This window comes from Blautia sp. AF19-13LB (assembly GCF_003479105.1).
GTDB classification, from domain to species: domain Bacteria; phylum Bacillota; class Clostridia; order Lachnospirales; family Lachnospiraceae; genus Fusicatenibacter; species Fusicatenibacter saccharivorans.
Genome location: NZ_QUGO01000010.1, coordinates 128,048 through 150,562 on the forward strand (window position 1 = coordinate 128,048; position 22,515 = coordinate 150,562).

General features: G+C 49.8%; 21 protein-coding genes, 1 pseudogene and 1 riboswitch. Of the genes and pseudogenes, 14 read left to right on the plus strand and 8 right to left on the minus strand.

Annotated elements, in window-relative coordinates; translation table 11 throughout:
- Nucleotides 1-39: 39 nt before the first annotated feature.
- Both DWX32_RS12100 and DWX32_RS12105 read left to right on the plus strand, forming a co-directional pair.
- Nucleotides 40-855: an RNA polymerase sigma factor region1.1 domain-containing protein gene (locus DWX32_RS12100; RefSeq protein WP_118660203.1), complete on the plus strand. Its 816-nt coding sequence runs from the start codon at nt 40-42 to the stop codon at nt 853-855.
- Nucleotides 856-924: 69 nt separating this feature from the next.
- Entirely contained in the window at nt 925-1,227 is a 303-nt protein-coding gene (locus DWX32_RS12105; RefSeq protein WP_022462610.1) for a Dabb family protein, read from the plus strand.
- Between the two features lie 123 nt (nt 1,228-1,350).
- Here the strand turns inward: DWX32_RS12105 and DWX32_RS12110 are convergent, their stop codons facing one another.
- Entirely contained in the window at nt 1,351-2,853 is a 1,503-nt protein-coding gene (locus DWX32_RS12110) for a hypothetical protein (protein WP_147398494.1), read from the minus strand.
- 379 nt (nt 2,854-3,232) lie between these two features.
- Between DWX32_RS12110 and DWX32_RS12115 the strand changes: the two genes are divergently transcribed.
- The 4 genes from DWX32_RS12115 to glpK all read left to right on the plus strand — a co-directional run bounded on the left by DWX32_RS12115 (nt 3,233) and on the right by glpK (nt 10,191).
- Complete coding sequence (locus DWX32_RS12115) at nt 3,233-4,249, plus strand: LacI family DNA-binding transcriptional regulator (protein ID WP_118660207.1); 1,017 nt, start codon at nt 3,233-3,235, stop codon at nt 4,247-4,249.
- Between the two features lie 155 nt (nt 4,250-4,404).
- Nucleotides 4,405-6,075 carry a glycoside hydrolase family 13 protein gene (locus DWX32_RS12120; RefSeq protein ID WP_118660209.1) on the plus strand — a complete coding sequence of 557 codons (1,671 nt, stop codon included), beginning with the start codon at nt 4,405-4,407 and terminating at the stop codon, nt 6,073-6,075.
- Nucleotides 6,076-6,175: 100 nt separating this feature from the next.
- Complete coding sequence (locus DWX32_RS12125; protein WP_118660211.1) at nt 6,176-8,563, plus strand: glycoside hydrolase family 31 protein; 2,388 nt, start codon at nt 6,176-6,178, stop codon at nt 8,561-8,563.
- A 137-nt stretch (nt 8,564-8,700) separates the two neighbouring features.
- Complete coding sequence (gene glpK, locus DWX32_RS12130; protein WP_055219824.1) at nt 8,701-10,191, plus strand: glycerol kinase GlpK; 1,491 nt, start codon at nt 8,701-8,703, stop codon at nt 10,189-10,191.
- 78 nt (nt 10,192-10,269) lie between these two features.
- On the opposite strand, the gene thiC is transcribed toward glpK, so the two are convergent.
- The 4 genes from thiC to thiM all read right to left on the minus strand — a co-directional run bounded on the left by thiC (nt 10,270) and on the right by thiM (nt 13,950).
- Nucleotides 10,270-11,577, minus strand: a complete 1,308-nt coding sequence (thiC, locus tag DWX32_RS12135) for a phosphomethylpyrimidine synthase ThiC (protein WP_022461338.1) — start codon at nt 11,575-11,577, stop codon at nt 10,270-10,272.
- A gap of 25 nt (nt 11,578-11,602) precedes the next feature.
- Nucleotides 11,603-12,382, minus strand: coding sequence for a bifunctional hydroxymethylpyrimidine kinase/phosphomethylpyrimidine kinase (thiD, locus tag DWX32_RS12140; RefSeq protein ID WP_055219891.1), 780 nt, complete (start codon nt 12,380-12,382; stop codon nt 11,603-11,605).
- Nucleotides 12,383-12,497: 115 nt separating this feature from the next.
- Nucleotides 12,498-13,142: a thiamine phosphate synthase gene (thiE, locus tag DWX32_RS12145; protein WP_055226936.1), complete on the minus strand. Its 645-nt coding sequence runs from the start codon at nt 13,140-13,142 to the stop codon at nt 12,498-12,500.
- A complete protein-coding gene (gene thiM / locus DWX32_RS12150) occupies nt 13,129-13,950 on the minus strand; it encodes a hydroxyethylthiazole kinase (protein ID WP_022461341.1) in 822 nt (273 codons plus the stop codon). The genes thiE and thiM overlap by 14 nt, the downstream gene beginning before the upstream one ends.
- A 126-nt stretch (nt 13,951-14,076) precedes the next feature.
- A riboswitch (TPP riboswitch) is annotated at nt 14,077-14,188 on the minus strand.
- Between the two features lie 174 nt (nt 14,189-14,362).
- On the opposite strand from thiM, the pseudogene DWX32_RS12155 reads away from it, so the two are divergent.
- Nucleotides 14,363-14,518, plus strand: a pseudogene (locus DWX32_RS12155) (response regulator); the annotation flags it as partial.
- A 61-nt stretch (nt 14,519-14,579) separates the two neighbouring features.
- Here the strand turns inward: DWX32_RS12155 and DWX32_RS12160 are convergent.
- A complete protein-coding gene (locus DWX32_RS12160; protein WP_118660215.1) occupies nt 14,580-15,557 on the minus strand; it encodes a Gfo/Idh/MocA family protein in 978 nt (325 codons plus the stop codon).
- A gap of 21 nt (nt 15,558-15,578) precedes the next feature.
- Complete coding sequence (locus DWX32_RS12165) at nt 15,579-16,535, minus strand: ketopantoate reductase family protein (RefSeq protein WP_118660217.1); 957 nt, start codon at nt 16,533-16,535, stop codon at nt 15,579-15,581.
- Nucleotides 16,536-16,713: 178 nt separating this feature from the next.
- Here DWX32_RS12165 and DWX32_RS20470 point away from each other — a divergent pair, with 178 nt between their 5' ends.
- From DWX32_RS20470 to DWX32_RS19665, 4 genes are all read left to right on the plus strand, one after another.
- Nucleotides 16,714-16,848 (plus strand): hypothetical protein, encoded by a 135-nt coding sequence (locus DWX32_RS20470; protein ID WP_264295184.1) that lies wholly within the window; start codon nt 16,714-16,716, stop codon nt 16,846-16,848.
- A 108-nt stretch (nt 16,849-16,956) separates the two neighbouring features.
- Nucleotides 16,957-17,964 carry an ABC transporter substrate-binding protein gene (locus DWX32_RS12170; RefSeq protein WP_118660219.1) on the plus strand — a complete coding sequence of 336 codons (1,008 nt, stop codon included), beginning with the start codon at nt 16,957-16,959 and terminating at the stop codon, nt 17,962-17,964.
- A gap of 211 nt (nt 17,965-18,175) precedes the next feature.
- The gene (gene proC / locus DWX32_RS12175) at nt 18,176-18,973 is read left to right on the plus strand and encodes a pyrroline-5-carboxylate reductase (RefSeq protein ID WP_022461345.1); all 798 of its coding nucleotides are present in this window, start codon (nt 18,176-18,178) and stop codon (nt 18,971-18,973) included.
- 38 nt (nt 18,974-19,011) lie between these two features.
- Nucleotides 19,012-19,161 carry a hypothetical protein gene (locus DWX32_RS19665; RefSeq protein ID WP_158579586.1) on the plus strand — a complete coding sequence of 50 codons (150 nt, stop codon included), beginning with the start codon at nt 19,012-19,014 and terminating at the stop codon, nt 19,159-19,161.
- Here the strand turns inward: DWX32_RS19665 and DWX32_RS12180 are convergent.
- Entirely contained in the window at nt 19,156-19,611 is a 456-nt protein-coding gene (locus tag DWX32_RS12180; RefSeq protein WP_022461346.1) for a CYTH domain-containing protein, read from the minus strand. The two genes, DWX32_RS19665 and DWX32_RS12180, sit on opposite strands and share 6 nt — an antisense overlap.
- A gap of 235 nt (nt 19,612-19,846) precedes the next feature.
- Between DWX32_RS12180 and DWX32_RS12185 the strand changes: the two genes are divergently transcribed.
- From DWX32_RS12185 to clpP, 3 genes are all read left to right on the plus strand, one after another.
- Nucleotides 19,847-20,398 carry a DJ-1 family glyoxalase III gene (locus DWX32_RS12185; RefSeq protein WP_055219893.1) on the plus strand — a complete coding sequence of 184 codons (552 nt, stop codon included), beginning with the start codon at nt 19,847-19,849 and terminating at the stop codon, nt 20,396-20,398.
- 144 nt (nt 20,399-20,542) lie between these two features.
- The gene (tig, locus tag DWX32_RS12190) at nt 20,543-21,829 is read left to right on the plus strand and encodes a trigger factor (protein ID WP_118660221.1); all 1,287 of its coding nucleotides are present in this window, start codon (nt 20,543-20,545) and stop codon (nt 21,827-21,829) included.
- A 24-nt stretch (nt 21,830-21,853) separates the two neighbouring features.
- Nucleotides 21,854-22,435 carry an ATP-dependent Clp endopeptidase proteolytic subunit ClpP gene (gene clpP / locus DWX32_RS12195; protein ID WP_022461349.1) on the plus strand — a complete coding sequence of 194 codons (582 nt, stop codon included), beginning with the start codon at nt 21,854-21,856 and terminating at the stop codon, nt 22,433-22,435.
- Nucleotides 22,436-22,515: the final 80 nt, after the last annotated feature.

The window sequence follows — 22,515 nt, forward strand, 5'->3', positions numbered from 1 at the left end:
CGTTTGCTTTTATAGTAGCTTTTCAAAGCAGAAAAAGCAATGGACAAATTGAAAAAAAATGTACGAAGAAATGGAATCGTGAAACGGAAGAAAGAGAGGGTAAAAAAGATGCAGGACGAACAGAAAAAGTTCCAGGAGAAGCTCTCCGAATTGCTGTCCTACGCCAGAGACCATGAAAATAAAGTAACGATGAAAGAAGTCAGAGACTTTTTTGAAGACTTTGCACTGGATGAGCAGAAAGTCACTTTTGTCTGCGAATATCTGACGATGGAGCAGGTCGATGTGGCAGATTATGAGCCGGGCGTCGTGCCGGAGGAGACCGAAAAAGAAAAGAAAAAACCGGAGTTTTCCGAGGAGGAGCTGCGTGCCTTACAGCAGTATCTTGACGAACTGCCGGAGACAGAAACACCGTCGGAGGAAGAAACGGCAGAGCTTTACCGGAAAGCGGCAGAGGGCGATTCCCTTGCAAAGAGCATGCTCGTGCAGCTCTGGCTTCCGAAAGTTATTGAGACCGCAAAAGAAATGCACACCCGCGATTTCTTCCTGATGGATCTGGTGCAGGAGGGAAATGTCGGACTTTTAGTAGCGCTGGAGTCCGTTGTAAAAGCTGAGACGGCGGAGCAGGCGATTGATGCGGCTGTGCGTGAGACGATCAGCGATTTCATGGAAGAACACAGAGTTCAGAAACACAAGGACAATACTGTAGTCAATAAAGTAAACCGCTTAAAAGACGCCATCGAGGAACTCTCCGACGGCGATGACATGGATTTCAGTGTGGCAGAGCTTTCCGCGTATCTTGACATGTCCGTGGAAGAGATTGAGGATATTCTGCGGATTGCAGGCGAAGAGCCGTAACAAAAGGCTGGTATTTGCACAGAAACTGTGTGAATTGGCAATAAAACAAAAGCAAAGGAGAAAAATACAATGGTACATCATATTGTTATGTGGAAATTCAAACCGGAAGTAGAGGATGCAAAGAAACCGGAGCTGAAAAAAGCGATGGCAGAGAACCTGAAAAGCCTGGTCGGCAAAGTGCCGGGACTGTTGACGGTTGACTTTGTAGAAGCACCGCTTGCATCTTCCACCCATGATATGGCACTTGTCACAACCCTGGAAAAAGCAGAGGATGTAGCTGTATATGCAAAACATCCAGAGCACGTAAAAGTAGCAGACACCTATGTACGTCCGTACACAACGGAGCGTGCGGCACTCGATTACGAAGAGTAAAAACAAGCACGGACTTTAGCTCGTTGCCCGTGTAAATAAAAAAGTATCCCGCTTCCCCAAAAGGAACGGGATACTTTTTTTGTGCCGAGAAGATCAATTCCTGATCTGGTGAATACGTTTCATTTAAGTGTTTTTCTGTTCTTCCTTCTGCAGTTCGTCAATTGTAAGCAGCAGCTCATCGATGGAAACCTCTTCGTCCTTCGGATCTTCCGTAAATTCTCTGACCAGTTCTTCGTACGTTCTTCTTCTGTGTTCCAGCGCTTTCCGCGACCGCTCCCGCCGGATGCGGCGGACATACCGCAGGCGGAGGACAAAGAGCAGAATCAGAACGAGAAGGACAAACGGCATCGCCAGAAAAACAGGATCTGCCTTCCGGATACGGGCAAAAAGGGATGCACCGGCCGAGGCAAGATGGCGGAACCAGGAAGCGGCATGCACAGTGCCTTTCCAGAACGCTGCGAAATGGGAAGCCACAGATGAGAAGGAAACCGTGGATGATGCCGGTGCTTTGGAAATGGCCGGTTCCGGTGTCTGGGTTATGGCCGGTGTTTCGGTCGGCGTCGCAGTGGCAGTCGGCGTCGGTGTCGCCGTCGGAACCGGTTCAAACGTTACGGCAAGGGTATGATCCTTCTGGATATCGGAAAATGTATAGCTGTCCGGATATTCTGTCACCGGCAGATACAAGCCGTCCACCGAGAGCTTCGCGAGCCGGAAGCCTTCGTCTGCCGTGTAGGAAACGGTTTTTTCCTCTCCGCGGGAAACTTCCCCGCCCTCGGACACCGAGCCATGCTCCGCCACGGAAGTGGAAACCGTGAACAGATACGGCACCCGGGTGCGGTAGAACTGCACGTACCGTCCACCATCTGCCTTTGTTACGTTTACAATCGCAATAAATTCCCCAGGATTTGTCTCACAGAGGCCCTCTGGTTCATTGATGGTGATATCGTCGGAAAAGCCAAAATCAACCGTGTCGTCCGCAAGCAGTGTTTTCTGCGAGAGCGAGTATGTCTGGATAAAATTTCCGATTCCGAGATGCATCGTCAGCGGAAAAAGAAAAAAGAGATCGCCGGAAACACAGAGATCCTGAAAGTTTTCCATGTAAAAATCGAAGGGATACGTGCCCCAGTCATCCATCACCTGAAGTGAGGCATCGAGGAGTTTAAAGCCGTAGCCGCCGTCCGCATCGGTCTGGATCAGATAGCCGCCGGTGGAGGGAAGATAATCAATACCGAGAATATTGTAGCTTGTCGAGAGCTGGATCCGCTCTTTCTGCTCGAGAGTATCCGGGTCGAGGCGGAAGATACATCCGTAATTGGAAGCATCCGGGCTGCTGTAGCCGCTCACGAGGATTTCATGTGTGACGGGATTGTATGCCATACCGTTTGCGTGAGCAAAGTCTGCGTCCCTTACCTGATGCGCGAGGGAATACTGCGTAACGGGATTTCCGTCTGCGTCTGTATCATTTTTATAGTAGGCAGAGACTACGTCCGGCTCTGTCGTCAGATCATTAAAATTTTCGATGCAGATGATATAATCTTCCGTCGCACAGACGGACTGCACCGCGCCGTTGCTGCCGAGAATCGGATATTCCCCGACCAGTTCCCAGGAGGCACCGGTAAACGGCATACTGGAGGCAAAACCAGCCTGACAGAGTATGGGATGAGCGAGGAAGAGAAAAATACCCAGAAAAAGGGCAAGAAAAAACCGGCCGGATTTCTTGCCAGTGGGAGATTTTATCGAAAAATTTGTAAATGCAAGCCGCATATGATGTGTAGGTCCTTTCTTACAGAAAAAAGGTGAACTTTTTCTGTCATCCTATCTTACCACGGAACCGGCGGAAAGTAAATGAAGGAGGGATGGAGATTTTCTTACATATCGTTTAAGAAAATGTAATAATTTTGTAGTGTTTGCCGATGCAAAGTAGTTGTAAACATTTTGCCGTCTTGGTAAAATAAACATAACAGAATTCAGAAAATTGTGAAGAAAAAGGAAAGGCAGAGAACCGATGATTAGAATCAAAGATATTGCAGACCGCGCAGGAGTCAGCCCGACGACGGTTTCGAATGTAATACACGGAAAGACAGGGCGCGTCTCAAAGGCGACGGTCGAGAAAATCAACCGGATTTTAAAGGAGATGGAGTACGTGCCGAGTATCAGCGCGCGCATGCTGGCGAACAACAGCTCCGGTCTTATTGGTGTGGCGCTTGGTTTCATGAAGAAAGGAAATGCATCGTCCTTTGAGGATCCCTTTGTGTCGGCAATGCTTGGAAACCTGGAATATCAGATCCGGGAACACGGCTATTATATGATGCTGGTTGCGCGCCATGAGCAGGACGATCTTATGCAGCAGGCGCTCGGCTGGAATTTTGATGGCATGATTGCAATGGCTCTGAAGGAAAAGGAGATTGCAGAACTCTCGGAACGTCTCGGAAAACCGCTGGTAACCATTGATCAGTATCTCCCGCCGGAACTTGGAGTCCGCTCCATTACGATGGATGACTGCGGCGGTGCGTACCAGATGAGTCAGTACCTGATTGGAAAGGGACATAAAAAATTTCTCTTTTTATCCGACTGCGATCTCGGTGTTGACCACTATCGGTGGCTCGGTGTGCGTCAGGCAATGGAGGAGGCGGGAATTGAGGACTTTGAAAGTCGCCATATTGTGATCCCGTGGAATCCAGAGCAGAGGGAGAAGGCATATGAGGAGATGCTTCCGTTCTTCAAAAAACAGACCGCGCTCTTTTTTTCATCGGATTACTATGCACTTGAAGCATCCAACTTTCTGCAGAACAGGGGAATAAAGGTTCCGGAGGAAATTTCAATTGCGGGTTTTGATGATGTTACTTATGCGACACTTGCGCGGCCGAAGCTGACTACCGTGCATCAGATGGTGGATGGAAAAGCACGCCGTGCCGTAGAGGTCCTGATGCACCTGATCCAGGATGAGCCGGTACAAAAAGATATTCCGCCATTGCCGACAACGCTGGTGGAGAGGGAGTCGGTAAGAGATCTGATGAAGTAAATAGTTACCAAATTTGCAGAAAAACTCTTGTAGAAACTGCTGGTTTTGCGCAAAACTATTGAAAAATCACCGTGAGGTATGGTAAACTGTGCTTGCAAACGACAGAATCAAAGAACCAGACACGTTCTGGGGATGAAATAAAGGAGGTAAAAAAAATGGACAAAAAATGGTGGAAAGAAGCCGTAGTGTATCAGATTTATCCGCGCAGCTTCATGGATAGCAACGGAGACGGTATCGGCGATTTAAATGGTATCACATCCCGTCTGGATTATCTGAAGGATCTTGGCGTGGATGTTATCTGGCTGTCTCCGGTGTACCAGTCACCAAACGATGACAATGGATATGATATCAGCGATTACCAGGCAATCATGCAGGAATTCGGAACAATGGAGGATTTTGACCGCATGCTTTCGGAGATGCATAAAAGAGGCATCAAGCTGGTCATGGACCTTGTTGTCAATCATACCTCAGACGAACACAAATGGTTCGTGGAGAGCCGCAAATCGAAAGAAAACCCGTACCGCGACTATTACATCTGGCGTGATGCAAAAGAGGGAAAAGAGCCAAACAACTGGGGAAGCTGCTTCTCCGGCTCCGCATGGAAATACGATCCGCAGACCGAGATGTATTACCTGCATCTGTTTTCCACGAAGCAGCCTGACCTGAACTGGGAAAACCCGACCGTAAGAAAAGAAGTTTTCGATATGATGAACTGGTGGTGCGAGAAAGGCATCGACGGCTTCCGTATGGATGTCATCAGCATGATCTCCAAACCGGAAGGACTGCCGGATGGAAAGATTCCGGAAGGCGGACTCTACGGTGACTCCGGCTGCGTAAACGGACCGCATGTTCATGAGTATCTGCAGGAGATGAACAAGGAAGTCCTTTCCAAATATGATCTGATGACGGTCGGTGAGTGTGCCGGTGTCACGATCGAGGAGGCAGAAAAATATGCATCCGCAGACGGCAAAGAGCTCAGCATGGTATTCCAGTTCGAGCTGGTTGAGCTGGCAAGCGGAAAATACGGCAAATGGACGGACAAACGCGTACCGCTCAAAGATTTCAAACGCGTCATGACAGCATGGCAGACGGAGCTTGAGGGCAAGGCATGGAACAGCCTCTTCCTTGGAAACCACGACCAGCCGCGCTGCCTGTCCCGTTTCGGCGATGATTCACCGGAATATCGCGTAGTCAGTGCCAAAATGCTTGCAACCTGCCTTCATATGATGCAGGGTACCCCGTACGTATACCAGGGCGATGAGCTCGGCATGAAGAACGTTCCGTTCCACGATCTGTCCGAATTCCGCGATATTGAGAGCATCAACGCGTTTCACGAGCTGACCGGAGCCGGAAAAGTAGCGCCGGACGATATGATGCGCTACCTGAACCTGCGCGGAAGAGACAATGCAAGAACTCCGATGCAGTGGGATGATACCGCTTCGGCAGGATTTACCACAGGAACCCCGTGGATCAAAGTCGGACCGGATTACGAGACCGTCAATGCAAAAAATGAGATGGCGGATCCGGATTCTGTATACAATTATTACAAGAAACTGATTCATCTCCGGAAAGAGAAGGATATCATGGTTTACGGAACGTACGAGCTGCTCGATCCGGAAGACGAGGCACTGTATGTATATACCAGAACCTTAGGCGATCAGAAACTCCTCGTGATGTGCAATTTTACAAAAGAGGAGCAGGAGTACACGGTTCCGGAAACCTTTGCAGGAGCAGAGGTACTGATCAGCAACTATCCGCAGGACGGCGCGGCAGCAGGGACACGAAAACTGCGTGCGTATGAGGCAGTTGTTCTGGAAACCAAATAAAAAATGCAGAGGAACCTGTGGCAGAACGGATTTTTGCCACAGGTTCCCGTTCTCAAAATACGGCAAAAACCGGTAAGAGTAAGAAAGGGGAAAATAAAACATGAAATCATATCTGAAAATGGAGACACATCCGCTTGCAGATCCGAAGAATGTAGTAAAGGGCGATAAATATCGTATCACGGTGCTGACGGAGCATCTTCTTCGGCTGGAATACAGTGAGGACGGTGAATTTATCGATGCGGCATCCCAGACGGTTGTAAACCGTGATTTTCCAGCAGTGGAATTTTCCGTCAAAGACACAGGCGATGAGCTGGAGCTGCGTACAAAGTATCTGCAGCTGAATTACAACAAAAAGGCATTCTCTGCAAACGGACTTTCCTGCAAAACAACGGCAGTCGGCATCAGTTCTGTACCGGCATGGCATTACGGAGATCCGACACAGGATCTTGGAGGAACGGCCCGTACGCTTGATCAGGTCAACGGAGCATGCGAACTGGAACCTGGTATCATGTCCTGGTTTGGTTCCGCTGTTCTGGATGATTCGAAGTCGCTTCTGATGACAGAGGACGGTTGGGTGACCCCGAGAAAGAAAGGGGTGCAGGATCTGTACTTCTTCGGCTATGGCTGGAATTTCCGCCTGGCATTAAAGGATTTCTACCACCTTTGCGGCAAAACTCCGATGCTTCCGAGATTTGCACTTGGAAACTGGTGGAGCCGTTACTGGCGTTACAGTGAAGCATCTTATATGAAACTGATGGAAGACTTCGACAAAGAGAACGTTCCATTCTCGGTTGCTGTTATCGATATGGACTGGCACCGTGTAGACGATGTGGATCCGAAATACGGCAGCGGCTGGACCGGATACAGCTGGAACAAAAAACTCTTCCCGGATCCGGAGCGTTTTCTTGGAAAACTCCATGCACGTGGCATGAAGACAACACTGAACGTCCATCCTGCAGACGGAATTCGTGCGTATGAGGACTGCTATCCGGAAGTAGCAGAAGCTATGGGAGTGGATGCAAAAAAAGAAGAGCCGGTCAATTTTGACATTGCGGATCCGAAATTTGTTGATGTATATTTCGACAAAGTCCATCATCCGATGGAAAAAGAGGGTGTCGATTTCTGGTGGATTGACTGGCAGCAGGGACAAAGTACCAAGATCGAGGGTCTTGATCCGCTGTGGATGCTGAATCACTATCATTTCCTTGATAGTGGAAGAGACGGAAAACGTCCGATGACCTTCTCCCGCTACGCAGGACCCGGCTCCCACCGCTATCCGGTCGGATTTTCCGGAGACACTCACATCACCTGGGAATCACTGGATTTCCAGCCATACTTTACCAGCACAGCCTCCAACATCGGCTATGGATGGTGGAGTCATGATATCGGCGGCCATATGCTTGGCTACCGTGACGATGAGCTTGAAGCAAGATGGTATCAGTACGGAGTCTTTTCTCCGATCAATCGTCTGCACAGCTCTAACAGTGCCTTCAGTGGAAAAGAGCCTTGGAACTTCAGTATGGAAGTGCGCAGCACGATGGATGATTTCCTCCGTCTGCGTCATAAACTGGTGCCGTATCTGTATACGATGAACTACCGTGCATGGAAAGAGGACACACCGATCGTTGTTCCGATGTATTATGATTACCCGGAGACGGTTTTCTGGGGCAAAAATCAGGCACCGAATCAGTACTTCTTCGGAAGCGAGCTGATGGTAACACCGGTGACAACGAAATGCATTCCGGAGCTGAAGCGTGCAAAAACAAAGGTGTGGCTGCCGGAAGGTACGTGGTTTGATTTCTTCAACGGAATGATTTACGAGGGTGGCAGAAGTATGGATCTGTACCGTACGCTCGAGGAGATCCCGGTTCTTGCTAAAGCAGGTGCGATTATCCCGATGACAGAGAAGATCAGTGCGCTGGATGTAGAATCCAACCCGGATGAGCTGACGGTACGCGTTTATGCGGGTGCAGATAATACATTTATCCTGTACGAGGATGATAATACTTCCATGGCGTATGAGAAGAATGACTGTGCAAAAACGCCGATGACGCTCGAATGGGGTGCACGAAAATTTACAATTGCACCGGTTGAGGGCAATCAGAGCCTTGTTCCGGAAAGCAGAACATATTGCGTAGAATTCGGTGGAAGTAGTGCAAAAGAGGCAAAGGTCTTTGTAAACGGCGTGGAAGCGGATGCAGAAGTCAGAGAGAAAGACGGACTTCTTGCTATCGCAGTGGCAGATGTAAAACCGCAGGATACCGTGACAATCTGTCTGCCGGAAGATACGGAGATTGCAAAGAACGATGTCATGACACGTGCGATGGATCTGCTGCTGCACGCCGAAATCAGCTACATCACCAAAGAGCAGATCGCAAATCTTCTTCACAAAGCAGACGGAAAGGTAGCAATTCTGGCTGCAGAGCTGCAGAGCATGGAACTTTCAAATGATCTGCGCGGTGCGCTGCTGGAGATCATTACGGCATAAATTGCTGCAGAAAAACACGATTTGATTTACAGAAAAAGAATTCTGTGATACGATACATACAAAGAAAAGGAAGAGAGCGTGGCAGTGGATTCTGTCAGGCTCTCTTCTTGAAATGTGAGACAGGAGGATTTTTAAACGTGGGAAAATACATCATGGCACTTGATGCCGGCACAACGAGCAACCGCTGTATTCTGTTTGATCAGAAAGGACAGATCGTAAGCCTTGCGCAGAAGGAGTTTACCCAGCGTTTCCCGAAACCGGGCTGGGTGGAGCACGATGCCAATGAAATCTGGTCCACGATGCTCGGTGTAGCCGTGGAGGCAATGCAGAAAGCGGGTGCGTCCTACGAGGATATCGCGGCAATCGGCATCACAAACCAGAGAGAGACGACGATCGTCTGGGACAAAAAGACGGGAGAGCCGGTCTACAATGCAATTGTATGGCAGTGCCGCAGAACATCGGAATACTGCGATTCCCTGATGGAGCGCGGACTGGTTGACCGTTTCCGGGAGAAAACAGGTCTTGTGATCGATGCGTATTTTTCAGCCACGAAGCTGAAATGGATTCTAGATGAAGTTCCGGGCGTGCGCGAGCGGGCGGAGCGAGGCGATCTCTATTTCGGAACGGTGGAGACGTGGCTGATCTGGAAGATGACAAAGGGAAAGGTACATGTCACCGATTACACCAACGCGTCCCGTACAATGCTGTTCAATATCCATACCCTGAAATGGGATGAGGATATCTTAAAAGAGCTGAACATTCCGCTCTGTATGCTGCCGGAAGTCCGCCCGTCGAGCTGTGTCTACGGGGAGACGGCATCCACATATTTCGGCGGCCCGATTCCGATTGCGGGAGCAGCGGGAGACCAGCAGGCGGCGCTGTTCGGCCAGACCTGCTATGCGCCGGGCGAAGCGAAAAATACATACGGAACAGGCTGCTTCCTGCTGATGAACACGGGAGAAAAGCCGGTTTCTTCGACACACGGTCTTGTTACCACGATTGCATGGGGCATCGGGGACAAGATTACGTATGCGCTCGAGGGATCCATTTTCGTCGGCGGAGCCGCAATCCAGTGGCTGCGCGATGAGATGAAGCTGATCGAGTCCTCGGCGGATTCCGAGTACATGGCGCAGAAGGTGAACGACACGAACGGCTGCTACGTCGTGCCGGCGTTTACCGGCCTTGGCGCACCGTACTGGGATCAGTATGCGAGAGGAACCATTCTCGGCCTGACCCGCGGCGTCAACAAATACCATGTGATCCGCGCAACACTGGAGTCGATCACGTATCAGGTGGATGATGTCTTAAAAGCGATGGAGGCAGATTCCGGCATGAAGCTCTCTGCACTGCGTGTGGACGGCGGAGCAAGCGCCAACAATTTCCTGATGCAGTGCCAGGCGGACATCAGCCAGGCGCCGGTGGAGCGGCCATGCTGCATCGAGACGACCGCGATGGGAGCAGCTTATCTTGCGGGACTCGCCGTCGGCTACTGGCCGGATCAGGAGACAGTAAAACAGAACGGAGCCATTGACCGTACGTTTGAGCCGGAGCTCTCGAAAGAGGAGCGCGATGAGAAGATGAACGGATGGCACAAAGCAGTCCGTTACGCCGAAGGATGGGCGAAATAGAAAAAGATTTTGGAAATGCAGAAAAGGAACGGCTTCGTAATGAAAACCGTTCCTTTTCGCGTAAGGTATGTACTGATGTTAAAGAATGTCGATGTGTTCGCCGTTTAAAGCTTTGTTCATGCTTCGCACGGCACAGAATTTACCGCACATCGAGCAGGTATCTTCCTGTTCCGGCGAGCGGTCAGCACGGATGGCTTTTGCAGTCTCCGGGTCCAGTGCGCAGTCCCACTGTGCTTCCCAGTCGAGCACGCGGCGGGCATCGCCCATCTTGTCGTCAATATCACGCGCATGCGGAACACCTTTGGCGATGTCGGCAGCGTGTGCGGCGATTTTGCTTGCGATGATGCCCTGTTTTACATCATCCAGGTTCGGAAGAGCCAGATGCTCTGCCGGCGTTACGTAGCAGAGGAAAGCAGCGCCGTTCATAGCGGCAATCGCGCCTCCGATGGCAGCGGTGATGTGGTCGTAGCCCGGTGCAATATCGGTCACAAGAGGGCCGAGGACATAGAACGGAGCGCCCATGCAGATGGTCTGCTGTACTTTCATGTTGGCCGCAATCTGATCCATCGGAACGTGGCCCGGTCCCTCAACCATAACCTGAACGTCTTTTTCCCAGGCACGTTTGGTGAGTTCGCCGAGGCGCACCAGCTCCTCAATCTGGCAGACATCCGTTGCGTCGGCAAGGCAGCCAGGACGGCAGGCGTCGCCGAGAGAAATGGTCACATCGTATTCACGGCAGATATCGAGAATCTCATCGTAATACTCGTAGAACGGATTCTCCTCGCCGGTCATGCACATCCAGGCGAACACGAGGGAGCCGCCGCGGGAAACAATATTCATTTTCCGTTTGTGTTTGCGGATCTGATCGATGGTTTTTCTGGTGATGCCGCAGTGCAGGGTGACGAAATCGACACCGTCCTCGGCATGGAGGCGGATGACGTCAATAAAATCTTTGGCGGTCAGCGTATCCAGGTCTCTCTGGTAATGGATCACACTGTCATATACCGGCACGGTGCCGATCATGGCCGGACATTCGGAGGTCAGTTTCCGCCGGAACGGCTGCGTATTGCCGTGGCTCGACAGGTCCATGATGGCTTCTGCGCCCATATTGACCGCGGAGAGTACCTTCTGCATCTCCACATCGTAATCTTTACAGTCTTTCGAAACACCGAGATTTACATTGATTTTCGTGCGCAGCATCGAGCCGATGCCCTCCGGATCGATGCAGGTGTGCAGTTTATTGGCCGGAATGGCAACCTTTCCGCTGGCAACGAGCGGCATCAGGTCTTCCACGGCCATATACTCTTTTTCTGCGACTTTTTTCAGCTCCGGTGTTACAATGCCGCGGCGTGCGGCGTCCATCTGTGTTGCGTAATTGCGTTCCATCTGTTGTTCTCCTTTATTTTCAAAATCAGATCCGGTAAGCGTGGTTCAGCGGTCCCGAGCCGTGGCCGAGATCCATCATGCTCGCGAGTGCGCCCGAAATATACTCTTTTGCGGCGGAAATGGCATCCGGAAGGGAAAGCCCCTTTGCGAGCCCCGATGCGATGGCGCTGGAGAGTGTACAGCCGGTGCCGTGTGTGTTCGGATTGTCGATGCGTTTTCCGGTGAACCAGGTAAATGTGCCGTTGTGATATAAAAGATCGTTGGCATCATTGATACTGTGGCCGCCCTTTAATAGAACGGCACAGCCGCAGGAATCCCCGATCTCTTTTGCGGCGCGTTCCATATCGCTTTCCGACTGGATTTTGATGCCGGAGAGAACTTCTCCCTCTGGAATATTCGGTGTGATGACTTCGGCCAGAGGAAAGAGCAGTTTTTTCATCAGGTCAGGCACGCCGCCCGAAGCGAGCGCGGAACCGCTTGTAGCGACGAGGACCGGGTCCACAACGATGTGTTTGGCCTGGTAGAAGCGAAGCCGTTCGGAGATGACTTCGATCAGTGCCGGGGAGGATACCATACCGATTTTGACGGCGTCCGGGAAGATGTCCGTAAAGACGGCGTCAAGCTGTGCGGCCAGAAACTCCGGTGTTACATCGAAAATACCGGAAACTCCGGTGGTGTTCTGGGCGGTGAGTGCGGTAATTGCCGACATGGCGTAAACTCCGTTTGTGATCATGGTTTTGATGTCTGCCTGAATGCCGGCGCCTCCGCTGGAATCACTTCCCGCGATTGTTAATGCTGTTTTCATGTTTTTCGCGTCCATGAGAATTACTCCTTTGCATTACTTTTCTTTTTGGACAGGCGACAAAGAAAGTGGTGCCCCCAGTCTGCCGCCTGGTGTGAGGATGAATGGTTACGTAAAATTATTTGTTTTCCAGCATGCGCAGAGTCTGTTCTTTCAGATCCTTCGTTGCGGAAACAATGTCTTTCTGTGCAAAAATGGCACTGATGACGGCGATGCCGCAGATGCCGCTGCCGGAAAGCTCCGTCACGTTATCGCGTGTGATGCCGCCGATGGCGATGACAGGGATTTTAACGGCATTGCAGATAGCAGTCAGCGTTTCGTGGCTGACATCCTCCGCATCCGCCTTGGAACCGGTGTGGAAGACTGCGCCGACGCCGAGGTAATCTGCCCCGCGCTGCTCGGCGAGAATGGCCTGTTCCACGGTCTGTGCCGAAACGCCGATGATCTTGTCCGGGCCAAGCTTTGCACGGACATCGCCGGCCTCCATATCGCTCTGGCCGACATGAACGCCGTCCGCATCCATCTTAGCTGCGATTTCCACGTTATCGTTGATGACGAAAGGAACATGGTATGCGGCACAGAGTTTTTTCAGTTCCAGTGCCTCTTCCATAAAGTGATCCTGGTCAAGATTTTTTTCGCGGAGCTGGATAAACGTTGCGCCGCCCTGCAGAGCCTTTTCCACCTGGCTGTACAGTGTCTCGCCGTTCAGCCAGCTGCGGTCTGTCACAGCATATAAAAGCAGGCCTTTTTTATCGCACTTCATACTTTGCACCTTTCTCCAGCGTCTCGCCGTCCATGTGGTAGATGGCGTCGATGATGCGGTTCCGGTAGGTGGAGTTGCCGTCTTCCGGTTTCATATGGCTCCAGCCGATCTCGCCGGCAAGTCCCATCGCGCAGACAGCGGCAGCAGCGGCTTTTAACGGCTCGTCCGGGTTGGCAACGAGGTAAGCGGTCATCATGCCGGAGAGCTGGCAGCCTGTTCCGGTGATGCTTCCCATCTCGGCGCGTCCGTTGCGGATCACGTAGCAGGTGTCAGCATCGGCAACGAGGTCGATCGCTCCTGTGATGGCGACAACACAGTTGTGGTCTTTCGCAAAGTTTTTTGCAAAAGCAACGGCGCTGTCGAGGTTTTCGTCTGTTACTTTATCGGCAACGTCTGCGTCAACACCCTTTGTCGTTCCGCTTCCGAGTGCCAGTGTTTTGATTTCGGAAATATTTCCGCGGATGACGGTGAACGGGATTTTTTCCATCAGTCCGACTGCGGTCGAAGTACGTAAGTGGCTTGCGCCTGCGCCGACTGGATCGAGCAGGATTTTGTGGCCGAGCGAAGCTGCTTTTGCACCGGCACGGTACATGCCGTCGATGCTCGTTCTGTGCAGCGTTCCGATGTTGATGTTCAGACCGCCGCAGATGGAGGTGATATCCTCGACATCCTCCGGTTCATCGGACATGATCGGGCTTGCGCCGCATGCCAGCAGAATATTGGCGACATCGTTTACTGTAACGTAATTTGTGATGTTGTGTACGAGAGGGGTTGTTTTTCTGACATTGTCAAGACAAGTGCCTAACATAATTTTTTGTTCCTCCTGTGTGAGTATTTTTGCAGAAGCAAATTCCCTTGTGGTACTGGAAGAACCTGTTGATGATGTGTTCATAGAGATTAAAAAAGCAGATATACGTGGAGGTATATCTGCAGAAAATGTGCATATCGTATCTCCCTACGTTGGCATTACCCAAATCAGGTTCAGGGTCTAGGAGATGCATCCTACTCTCAGCCCGCTTCGCACGCGAGCTCCCCTTTGCTTTCTGCAGACAATTATATACGCATAAAAACAATTGTGCAAGAGAAAAACGGAAGATTTTAAAAAAATTCAGAAAAATAAAAAAGACATGCAAAATATTGGAAATGTAATGTTATTTGGGTTGAAAGAGAAAATAATATCAGCGTAAAATGAAGTATAAAATATGCGTGGAAGTCATGGACGTGATGATGCCGCCTCCATTCCGATTTTCGCCATGAGCGCCAACGCCTTTGTTGAAGACCGGCAGGCCGCAAAAGAGGCCGGCATGAACGTGCATATCGCAAAGCCGATTGATGCGGAAATACTGAAAAAGAAAATTGCAGAGCATTGCAGGTGAAAAGAAGTGCCCCTGCCCGGTATCTGATGTGTGCCGGGCAGGGGCTTTTGATGTGCGAATTTTATTTTTCTTCCTCCGGGTACGTATAGCCCCAGGTTCTGCGGAAGGAGGTCATCAGATCCATGACGTCCTTCGTGTAGTCGAGGTGCATGGCAGATGCATCTCCATTGATGGCGCGTTCCATGTCGGCGAGCTCATAGGCGAGTGCATCGGCGTTGTCACCGGCTTTGATGATTTCGGATTCGCCGGTGGAAGCGTCTGTGATTTTTGCTTCCCAGGCACGCGGGTACTCCATGATCTCGATAAATCCGTTCTCACAGGAAACCATGCCGCGTTTCGGCTGTTTGGAGTGGAGAGAGAGCATCACACTTGCCATCTGTCCTTCCTGATTGGTGAGAAGGAGGCCGGCCTGCTCGTCCACACCGGTCGGAGCGGGCTTTACCTGGGAAAGGAGCTGATCCGGCTTGGAGTCGAAGAACCAGCGGAGGAAGGAGAGTGCGTATACGCCGATATCAAGCATCGCGCCGCCTGCGAGATTCCGGTTGAAGAAGCGGTTCTTCATGTTGTACTCTTTGAAACTGCCGAAGTTCATCGTGATCAGATTGACTCTGCCGAGACGGCCGGAGTCGAGAAATTTTTTCAGCTTTTTGTAGATCGGCATATGGTAAATCGTCATTGCCTCTCCGATGATGACACCTTTTTCTTTTGCAAGCGCTATGGCCTCGTCGAGCTCGTCGCTGTTCAGCGTAATCGATTTCTCAACGAGAATGTGTTTTCCATTGGCAATCGCCTCTTTCATAAAGCCAAGATGCGTGTTGTGCGGCGTCGTGATATAAATGACATCGACCTCCGGATCGGTAAACATCTCATGGAAATCATCGTAAACTTTTCCAATTCCATATTTCTCCGCAAAAGCAGCCGCCTTCTCATGGGTCCGGTTGCCGACCGCGTAAATATTCTTTCCGTTTTTCTGCAGTGCGACCGCCATTTCATTTGCAATCACACCGCATCCGAGTACAGCCCATTTGATTTCTTTCATCGTGAGATTCTCCTATCGTATCTATTTCGCCCAGAGCGGTTCTTCGCTTCCGCTGTAGTCAAACCGTCCGTCGTTTTTCTCTTCCAGTGCTTTGATCATATGGTACGTAAATTCATTGTAAGGCGTTGGAATTCCAAGCTCTTTTCCCATGCGGATCAGCGCACCCGAGAACATATCAATTTCCGTATGGCGTCCCGCATCGAGATCCTGGAGCGTCGAGTAGCGCGCCGTCGGCGGAACCGCACTTCTGCGTCCCGAGGAGACATCCGCCTTGCTGATATCAATTCCCTTTGCCTCCGCAATCGCCATCAGTTCTGCGCGGAGTCCGTCGCTGATCGCCTTCATATGTACACTGTCGCGGTAGCAGCCGACCCCGGCACCGAGAATAGCCTGCGGCAGGTTATTGCAGACATTCAGCCGGAATTTGCTCCATATTTCCTCTAAAATACAATCGGTTGCCCGGTAATGCAGCCCTGTGCCGGAGAACAGATCCAGAACAGCCTGCACACGCTCACTGTCGTACGGCGCCGAAACTTCGCCGAAAATGATGCCGAGCGTCGCCTCAGGGTTGAAAACGTAGCCGTCATTCTCTTTATGAGAAGCTACTTTGATAACAGCATGAAGCAGATGCTCCGCACCGACTTTTTCCGCGATGATCTCCTCACTGTCCACGCCGTTCATCAGACTCATGATCACAGTATTCTCGCCGGTAACGGCAGTAATATTGTCAAGAGCCCCCGGCAGTGCGCCGTATTTGAGCGAGACGATCAGAAAATCCACGCCGTGTGCCTCTTCCGGTGTCCATACCTCCGGGTGATAAATCGTATCGTTAATTTTGCATCCTTTGTTTTTCAGACGCTTCGCCCGTTCCCCGGACGCGATAACGCCAAGCCGGATGTCCTTTTTCTCCGAAAGCCCCCAGATCACATAAGACCCAACCGCTCCGGCGCCCAGAACAGCAACTGATTTTATTATCATAATAGCCTCCTTTGTAACTGTTTGAATTACCCTTACTATAACAAATTTTGCGGAGATCCTCAATTTGTTTTTCAAAATAGAGAATTTCGGAAAAGGAAGCCTAAATGTGTTGACGGAGCGATAAGGTAGATTGTAGAATGAAAAATATAAAAGAAACGCGCAGATGCGGCAAAAGGAGATGACAGAAACACATTACCACATTTCCAAACCGACGGCCTGCTTCATGCTGGATCTGAACGATCTGAAAATGTACGAAGACAAAATCCGGACGAAAGAAGAACAGAAGGCAAAAGAAAAACAAGAGAAGAAATAAGAAACGAAGGAGAAACGAAATTCGAACGTTTCTCCTTCATTTTTTGCACGCATTTTTACCGGGAAATCATATTCTAAGGTTAGAATGAAAAAACAGGAGAATCTGTTGATGAAAGGAAAATGGCTGACAGGTGCGCTTGTACTGGCAATGGCGGCAGTGACGCTGGCGGGATGCGGGGCAAAAGATGAGACAAAAGAAAAAGTGGAGCAGGTGACATTAAATGAGGTTGCCCACTCCATTTTTTACGCCCCGCAGTACGTGGCAATTGAGGAGGGGTATTTCGCGGACGAGGGCATTGATCTGACGCTGATGACAGGATTTGGTGCAGATAAAGTGCTGACGGCGATGATTTCCGGCGAGGCGGATATCGGGTTTATGGGGGCGGAGGCAACCGTCTACGCGTACCTCGAGGGAACCGCAGACCCGGTTGTGAACTTCGCGCAGCTGACGCAGCGGGCGGGAAACTTTGTTGTGGGAAGAGAGAAAGACAATTCGTTTACCTGGGAGAAATTGAAAAACAAAGAGGTATTAGGGGGAAGAAAAGGCGGTATGCCGGAAATGGTCTTTGAGTATGTTCTGGCGCAGAAAGGGATTGATAAAAAAGACGTAAATATCAACCAGAGCATCGATTTTGGTTCCACAGCTGCCGCGTTCTCCGGCGGGCAGGGGGATTATACGATTGAATTTGAACCGTCCGCGACACTGCTCGAGCAGAAGGGCGACGGCTATGTCGTGGCATCGGTCGGAACGGAATCCGGGTATGTGCCGTATACGTCGTACAGCGTCAAACAGAGTTATCTGAAAACGCACGGCGCAACCGTAGAAAAATTCACGAAGGCACTGCAGAAGGGAATGGACTTCGTGCAGACGCACACACCGGAGGAGATTGCAGAAGTGATTGCGCCGCAGTTTGCAGAAACCGAGCTGGAAACCATCACCGCGATCGTGCACCGCTACTATGAGCAGGATACGTGGAAAGAAAATCTGATCTTTGAGGAAGAAAGTTTTGATCTTCTGCAGGAGATTCTGGAGCAGGCGGGAGAGCTGGAGAAAAAGACACCGTACAAGACACTCGTGACAACAAAATACGCCGAAGAGGCCGCCGCCAAAGGCTGATTCCGGCGGAATAGAAAAGCGAAAAAAGACAGAAAAAGACACTTTTCGACATTCGTCGACAAACAGCGACATTTAATTCGAAAAAAATAAAGAAAATTGCAAAAGAAAAGCAGAAAAATAGAGAAAAAGTATTGCAAAAAAGTAAATTTTGTTGCATACTATGGGTGTCGCATATATTTTTTACAACACAGGCATACGGAGGCGAACAGACATGAAAGTAGGTTTTATCGGCGGCGGCAACATGGCGAGTGCCATGATTGGCGGAATGATCCAAAAAGGAGTTGTATCTGCAGATGACATTCTGGTATCGGTCCGCACGGAGAAAAGTGTGGAACGCTTGACCAACCAGTTTGGAGTCCAGGCGACTATGGAGAACGAAGCGGTCGTAGCCGGATCCGATCTTGTATTCCTGGCAGTAAAGCCAAACCAAATAAAAAATATAATAAACCTCGTCAAAAACTTCATCTCACCCGAGAAGATTATCGTATCGATTCTTCCCGGTAAGTCTTTACAATGGCTGGGTACAGAAATCGGAAAACCAACAAAGTTAATTCGCACCATGCCAAACACACCAGCACTCGTCGGAGAAGGAATGACCGGCGTCTGTGCCAATGATCTCGTGACGGAGGAAGAGCTGCAGCTCGTTTTAACCCTCCTGAAAAGCTTTGGCCGCGCAGAAGTTGTTCCGGAGTATCTGATGGATACCGTCACAGGTGTCAGCGGAAGCTCGCCGGCGTACGTATTTCTTTTCCTGGAGGCTCTTGCAGATGCGGCCGTAGCCGAAGGAATGCCGAGAAAACAGGCATATGAATTTGCTGCACAGTCTGTCCTTGGAAGCGCCAAAATGCTTCTCGAGACAGGAATGCACCCGGGAGAATTAAAAGACATGGTCTGCTCGCCAGGCGGAACCACCATCGAAGCGGTTGCCGTACTGGAGCGGGAGAACCTGAGAAGTGCTGTTATTGATGCAACACGAGCCTGCATCCGGAAATCAAAGGGAGTGGATTAGAAGGAGCAGCACCGCCGCTTTGACAGAATGACGCTAATGTGAAAGCAGCAAAAATAAAGAATGTATGCACAAAAAAACAAACCAAAACAAGCAAAAAGCAAGCACAAAAAAGAGTAAAAAAACAAACGAGCGGAAAAATCCCGGCAGCCGTGGAAAAGGCACCGGGATTTTTTTCTGGTAATTTATAGTTTTTTTCCTTTACTGAGCGTACTGTTGTGATAATCGGAAGAATAGGTTACATCCTTTCCAAACCATACCGGAGGAACAAAGGCGTTTGCGGATGCTTCGTCCGGAAACTCCACCTCTGCGAGGTAAAGGCCTTCATACGGCGCATCAAAGACATCGAGCTCGATCGTCAGATCCGTTCCGGTAAGCGGCAGCAGATAGCGTGTTTTTGAGATGAGAACGCCGTCTGCCTTTTCCCGCAGATGCAGGTAGGATTCCTTTGTGAGCGGAAGATTATACTCTTCACGCACCATCAGCCCTTTTGACTTGTAGGTCAGATAATATTCGTCGTCAGAGCGGCGGATGCGGACAACCGGTTCGGTGGAAAGATAGCCCTGCTCGATTTTTTTACATGGATAGCTTGTAAGATTTTCCGGAAGCTGATCCAGAAGGTATTTGCGTTCGATTTCCATAAAAGAGACTCCTTCTCGTGATTGCATCACTGCTTTTTTCAAGAGTTTACCATGCTTTTCCCGTGATGTTAAGCGAAATCCGGCTTTTTGCGAAAAAAGTCCTGAAATTTTTATGAAATGCAAGCATTCTGCGGAAAAATGTGGTATAATAGCGGCGGTTTGTTACAAAGAAAAGCAGAGAATATCACGTGACAAAACACACGAGACTGATCATACAACACAGGAGGACAAAACCATGGCAAAGATTTATGTATTTCTGGCAGACGGATGTGAAGAGATTGAGGCACTGACCCCGGTGGATCTGCTGCGCAGAGCCGGAGAAGACGTATGCACCGTTTCTATTATGGGAAGAAAAGAAGTAACAGGATCCCACAAAATCACCATTCTTGCAGATGAAACCATCGAAGAGGGAGAGTTTGATGACGGAGACATGCTGGTACTTCCGGGCGGAATGCCGGGTACATTAAATCTGGCCGGAAACGAGACGCTCGCAGCGCTGATCCGTTCCTATGACGATCAGGGAAAGAAACTGGCAGCCATCTGCGCAGCGCCGAGCATCCTTGGTGTGATGGGCATCTTAAAAGATAAAAACGCCGTCTGCTTCCCGGGATTTGAAGAAAAGCTGGCAGGCGCAAACGTACTCGATGTACCGGCAGTCACCGACAAAAATGTGACCACCGGCCGCGGCATGGGAGCAGCCACTGACTTCGCACTGGAGCTGATCCGTGTTCTGCAGGGAGAGGACAAAGCAAAAGAAATGGCGGAAAAAATCGTATTTCATTGCTAAAAAAAAGCCTAAAAACCACAGAAATATAAAAAAATCACTGGCGTTTTTGAAAAGAGTATGCTATACTCGATAAATGACTGTAGAATGGAGAGGTGTGCAGGTTTTCTGCCGCTTTTCAGATAAATCAAGGAGGAAATTGATAAAATGAGTGTACAGGTCGAAAATTTAGAAAAGAATATGGCCAAACTTACCATTGAGGTTCCGGCTGAAGAATTAGAGAAAGCACTGGAGAAAGCTTACCAGAAACAGAAAAAGAACATCAGCGTTCCGGGCTTCCGTAAAGGAAAAGTTCCGAGAGCTATGGTAGAAAAAATGTATGGCCCGGCAGTATTCTATGAGGATGCTGTAAACAGCCTTGTTCCGGAAGAGTATTCCAAAGCAGCAGAAGAGAGCAAACTGGACATCGTATCCCGTCCGGAGATCAACGTAGAGCAGATCGAAAAAGGCAAAGCTTTCATCTTTACCGCAACTGTAGCAGTAAAACCGGAAGTTACCCTTGGCGAGTACAAAGGTCTGGAAGTAGCAAAAGCTGACACAACCGTTACAGATGAAGAAGTAGAAGCTGAGCTGAAAAAAGAGCAGGAGAAAAATGCAAGAACCATCAATGTAGAGGATCGTCCGGCAGCAGACGGAGATACCGTTACACTTGACTTCGAAGGTTCTGTAGACGGCGTTCCGTTCGACGGCGGCGCTGGAAAAGATTATCCGCTGACCCTTGGCTCCCATTCCTTCATTCCGGGATTCGAAGAGCAGCTCGTTGGCGCAGCTCTGGAAGAGGAGAAGGAAGTAAACGTTACTTTCCCAGAGGATTATCAGGCAGAAGAGCTTGCTGGAAAAGCAGCAGTATTCAAATGCACCATCCACAAAATCGAAGCAAAAGAGCTTCCGGCACTTGATGACGACTTCGCAAAAGACGTTTCCGAGTTCGATACTCTGGATGAGTACAAAAAAGAAATCAAAGACAACCTGACCAAGAAAAAAGAAGAGCAGGCTAAGACAGAAAAAGAGAACGCTGTCGTAGATAAAGCAGTAGAGAACGCAACAATGGAGATTCCGGAAGCTATGATCGATACGCAGGTAGAGAACATGGTTGACGATTTCGCAAGAAGAATCCAGTCCCAGGGTCTGTCCATGGAGCAGTACATGCAGTTTACAGGCGCTACCGTTGATTCCTTAAAAGAGCAGATGAAACCGCAGACTGTTAAGAGAATCGAGAGCAGACTGGTACTTGAGAAAGTTGCAGAAGCAGAGAACATCCAGATCAGCGATGAGAAGCTGGACGAAGAGCTGGCTAAAATGGCTGAAATGTACAAAATGGAGCTGGATAAATTCAAAGAGCTCGTTGGCGAATATGAGAAAGAGCAGATGAAGAAAGATCTCGCTGTTCAGGAAGCAGTAACTCTCATGGCCGACAGCGCAAAAGAGGCGTAAGACCTCGGAAAGAGAGGCAATTGAATGAGTTTTGTACCTTATGTCATCGAGCAGACAAGCAGGGGAGAGAGAAGTTACGATATTTATTCAAGACTGCTGAACGACCGTATTATTTTTCTGGGAGAGGAAGTCACTGACGTATCGGCAAACCTGATCGTTGCACAGCTTCTGTTCCTAGAGTCTGAAGATCCGGGAAAAGATATCCACATGTATATCAACAGTCCGGGAGGTTCTGTAAGCGCAGGACTTGCTATCTATGATACGATGCAGTACATCAAATGTGATGTATCCACGATCTGTATCGGTATGGCTGCCAGCATGGGAGCATTCCTTCTTGCCGGCGGTACCAAAGGAAAGAGAATGGCTCTGCCAAACTCTGAAATCATGATTCATCAGCCATCCGGCGGTGCACAGGGTCAGGCAACCGAGATCAAAATCGTTGCAGAACAGATTCTGAAAACCAAACGGAAATTAAATGAAATTCTGGCGGCAAATACAGGAAAACCGCTGGAACAGATTGAGATCGATACCGAGCGTGACAACTACATGTCCGCAGAGGAAGCAAAAGCATACGGTCTGATTGATAATGTAATTACGAACCGATAAGAGAGGAAAGGTGTCCAAAAGCGTAGTTCCGGCAATGAGGCTTTTGTGGCACCTTTTGCCTTATCCGGCGATAAGGTTTA

What these genes read in the sequence shown, in the direction of transcription:
- DWX32_RS12160 (WP_118660215.1), bottom strand. Translation starts at nt 15,557, where the DNA reads ATGAAAGAAATCAAATGGGCTGTACTCGGATGCGGTGTGATTGCAAAT.
- clpP (WP_022461349.1), top strand. Translation starts at nt 21,854, where the DNA reads ATGAGTTTTGTACCTTATGTCATCGAGCAGACAAGCAGGGGAGAGAGA.
- DWX32_RS12125 (WP_118660211.1), top strand. Translation starts at nt 6,176, where the DNA reads ATGAAATCATATCTGAAAATGGAGACACATCCGCTTGCAGATCCGAAG.
- DWX32_RS12180 (WP_022461346.1), bottom strand. Translation starts at nt 19,611, where the DNA reads ATGGAAATCGAACGCAAATACCTTCTGGATCAGCTTCCGGAAAATCTT.
- DWX32_RS12105 (WP_022462610.1), top strand. Translation starts at nt 925, where the DNA reads ATGGTACATCATATTGTTATGTGGAAATTCAAACCGGAAGTAGAGGAT.
- thiC (WP_022461338.1), bottom strand. Translation starts at nt 11,577, where the DNA reads ATGGAACGCAATTACGCAACACAGATGGACGCCGCACGCCGCGGCATT.
- tig (WP_118660221.1), top strand. Translation starts at nt 20,543, where the DNA reads ATGAGTGTACAGGTCGAAAATTTAGAAAAGAATATGGCCAAACTTACC.
- DWX32_RS12100 (WP_118660203.1), top strand. Translation starts at nt 40, where the DNA reads ATGGACAAATTGAAAAAAAATGTACGAAGAAATGGAATCGTGAAACGG.
- proC (WP_022461345.1), top strand. Translation starts at nt 18,176, where the DNA reads ATGAAAGTAGGTTTTATCGGCGGCGGCAACATGGCGAGTGCCATGATT.
- DWX32_RS12185 (WP_055219893.1), top strand. Translation starts at nt 19,847, where the DNA reads ATGGCAAAGATTTATGTATTTCTGGCAGACGGATGTGAAGAGATTGAG.
- DWX32_RS12170 (WP_118660219.1), top strand. Translation starts at nt 16,957, where the DNA reads ATGAAAGGAAAATGGCTGACAGGTGCGCTTGTACTGGCAATGGCGGCA.
- thiE (WP_055226936.1), bottom strand. Translation starts at nt 13,142, where the DNA reads ATGAAGTGCGATAAAAAAGGCCTGCTTTTATATGCTGTGACAGACCGC.
- DWX32_RS12110 (WP_147398494.1), bottom strand. Translation starts at nt 2,853, where the DNA reads ATGCCGTTTACCGGTGCCTCCTGGGAACTGGTCGGGGAATATCCGATT.
- thiM (WP_022461341.1), bottom strand. Translation starts at nt 13,950, where the DNA reads ATGTTAGGCACTTGTCTTGACAATGTCAGAAAAACAACCCCTCTCGTA.
- DWX32_RS20470 (WP_264295184.1), top strand. Translation starts at nt 16,714, where the DNA reads ATGACAGAAACACATTACCACATTTCCAAACCGACGGCCTGCTTCATG.
- thiD (WP_055219891.1), bottom strand. Translation starts at nt 12,382, where the DNA reads ATGAAAACAGCATTAACAATCGCGGGAAGTGATTCCAGCGGAGGCGCC.
- DWX32_RS12120 (WP_118660209.1), top strand. Translation starts at nt 4,405, where the DNA reads ATGGACAAAAAATGGTGGAAAGAAGCCGTAGTGTATCAGATTTATCCG.
- DWX32_RS12115 (WP_118660207.1), top strand. Translation starts at nt 3,233, where the DNA reads ATGATTAGAATCAAAGATATTGCAGACCGCGCAGGAGTCAGCCCGACG.
- DWX32_RS12165 (WP_118660217.1), bottom strand. Translation starts at nt 16,535, where the DNA reads ATGATAATAAAATCAGTTGCTGTTCTGGGCGCCGGAGCGGTTGGGTCT.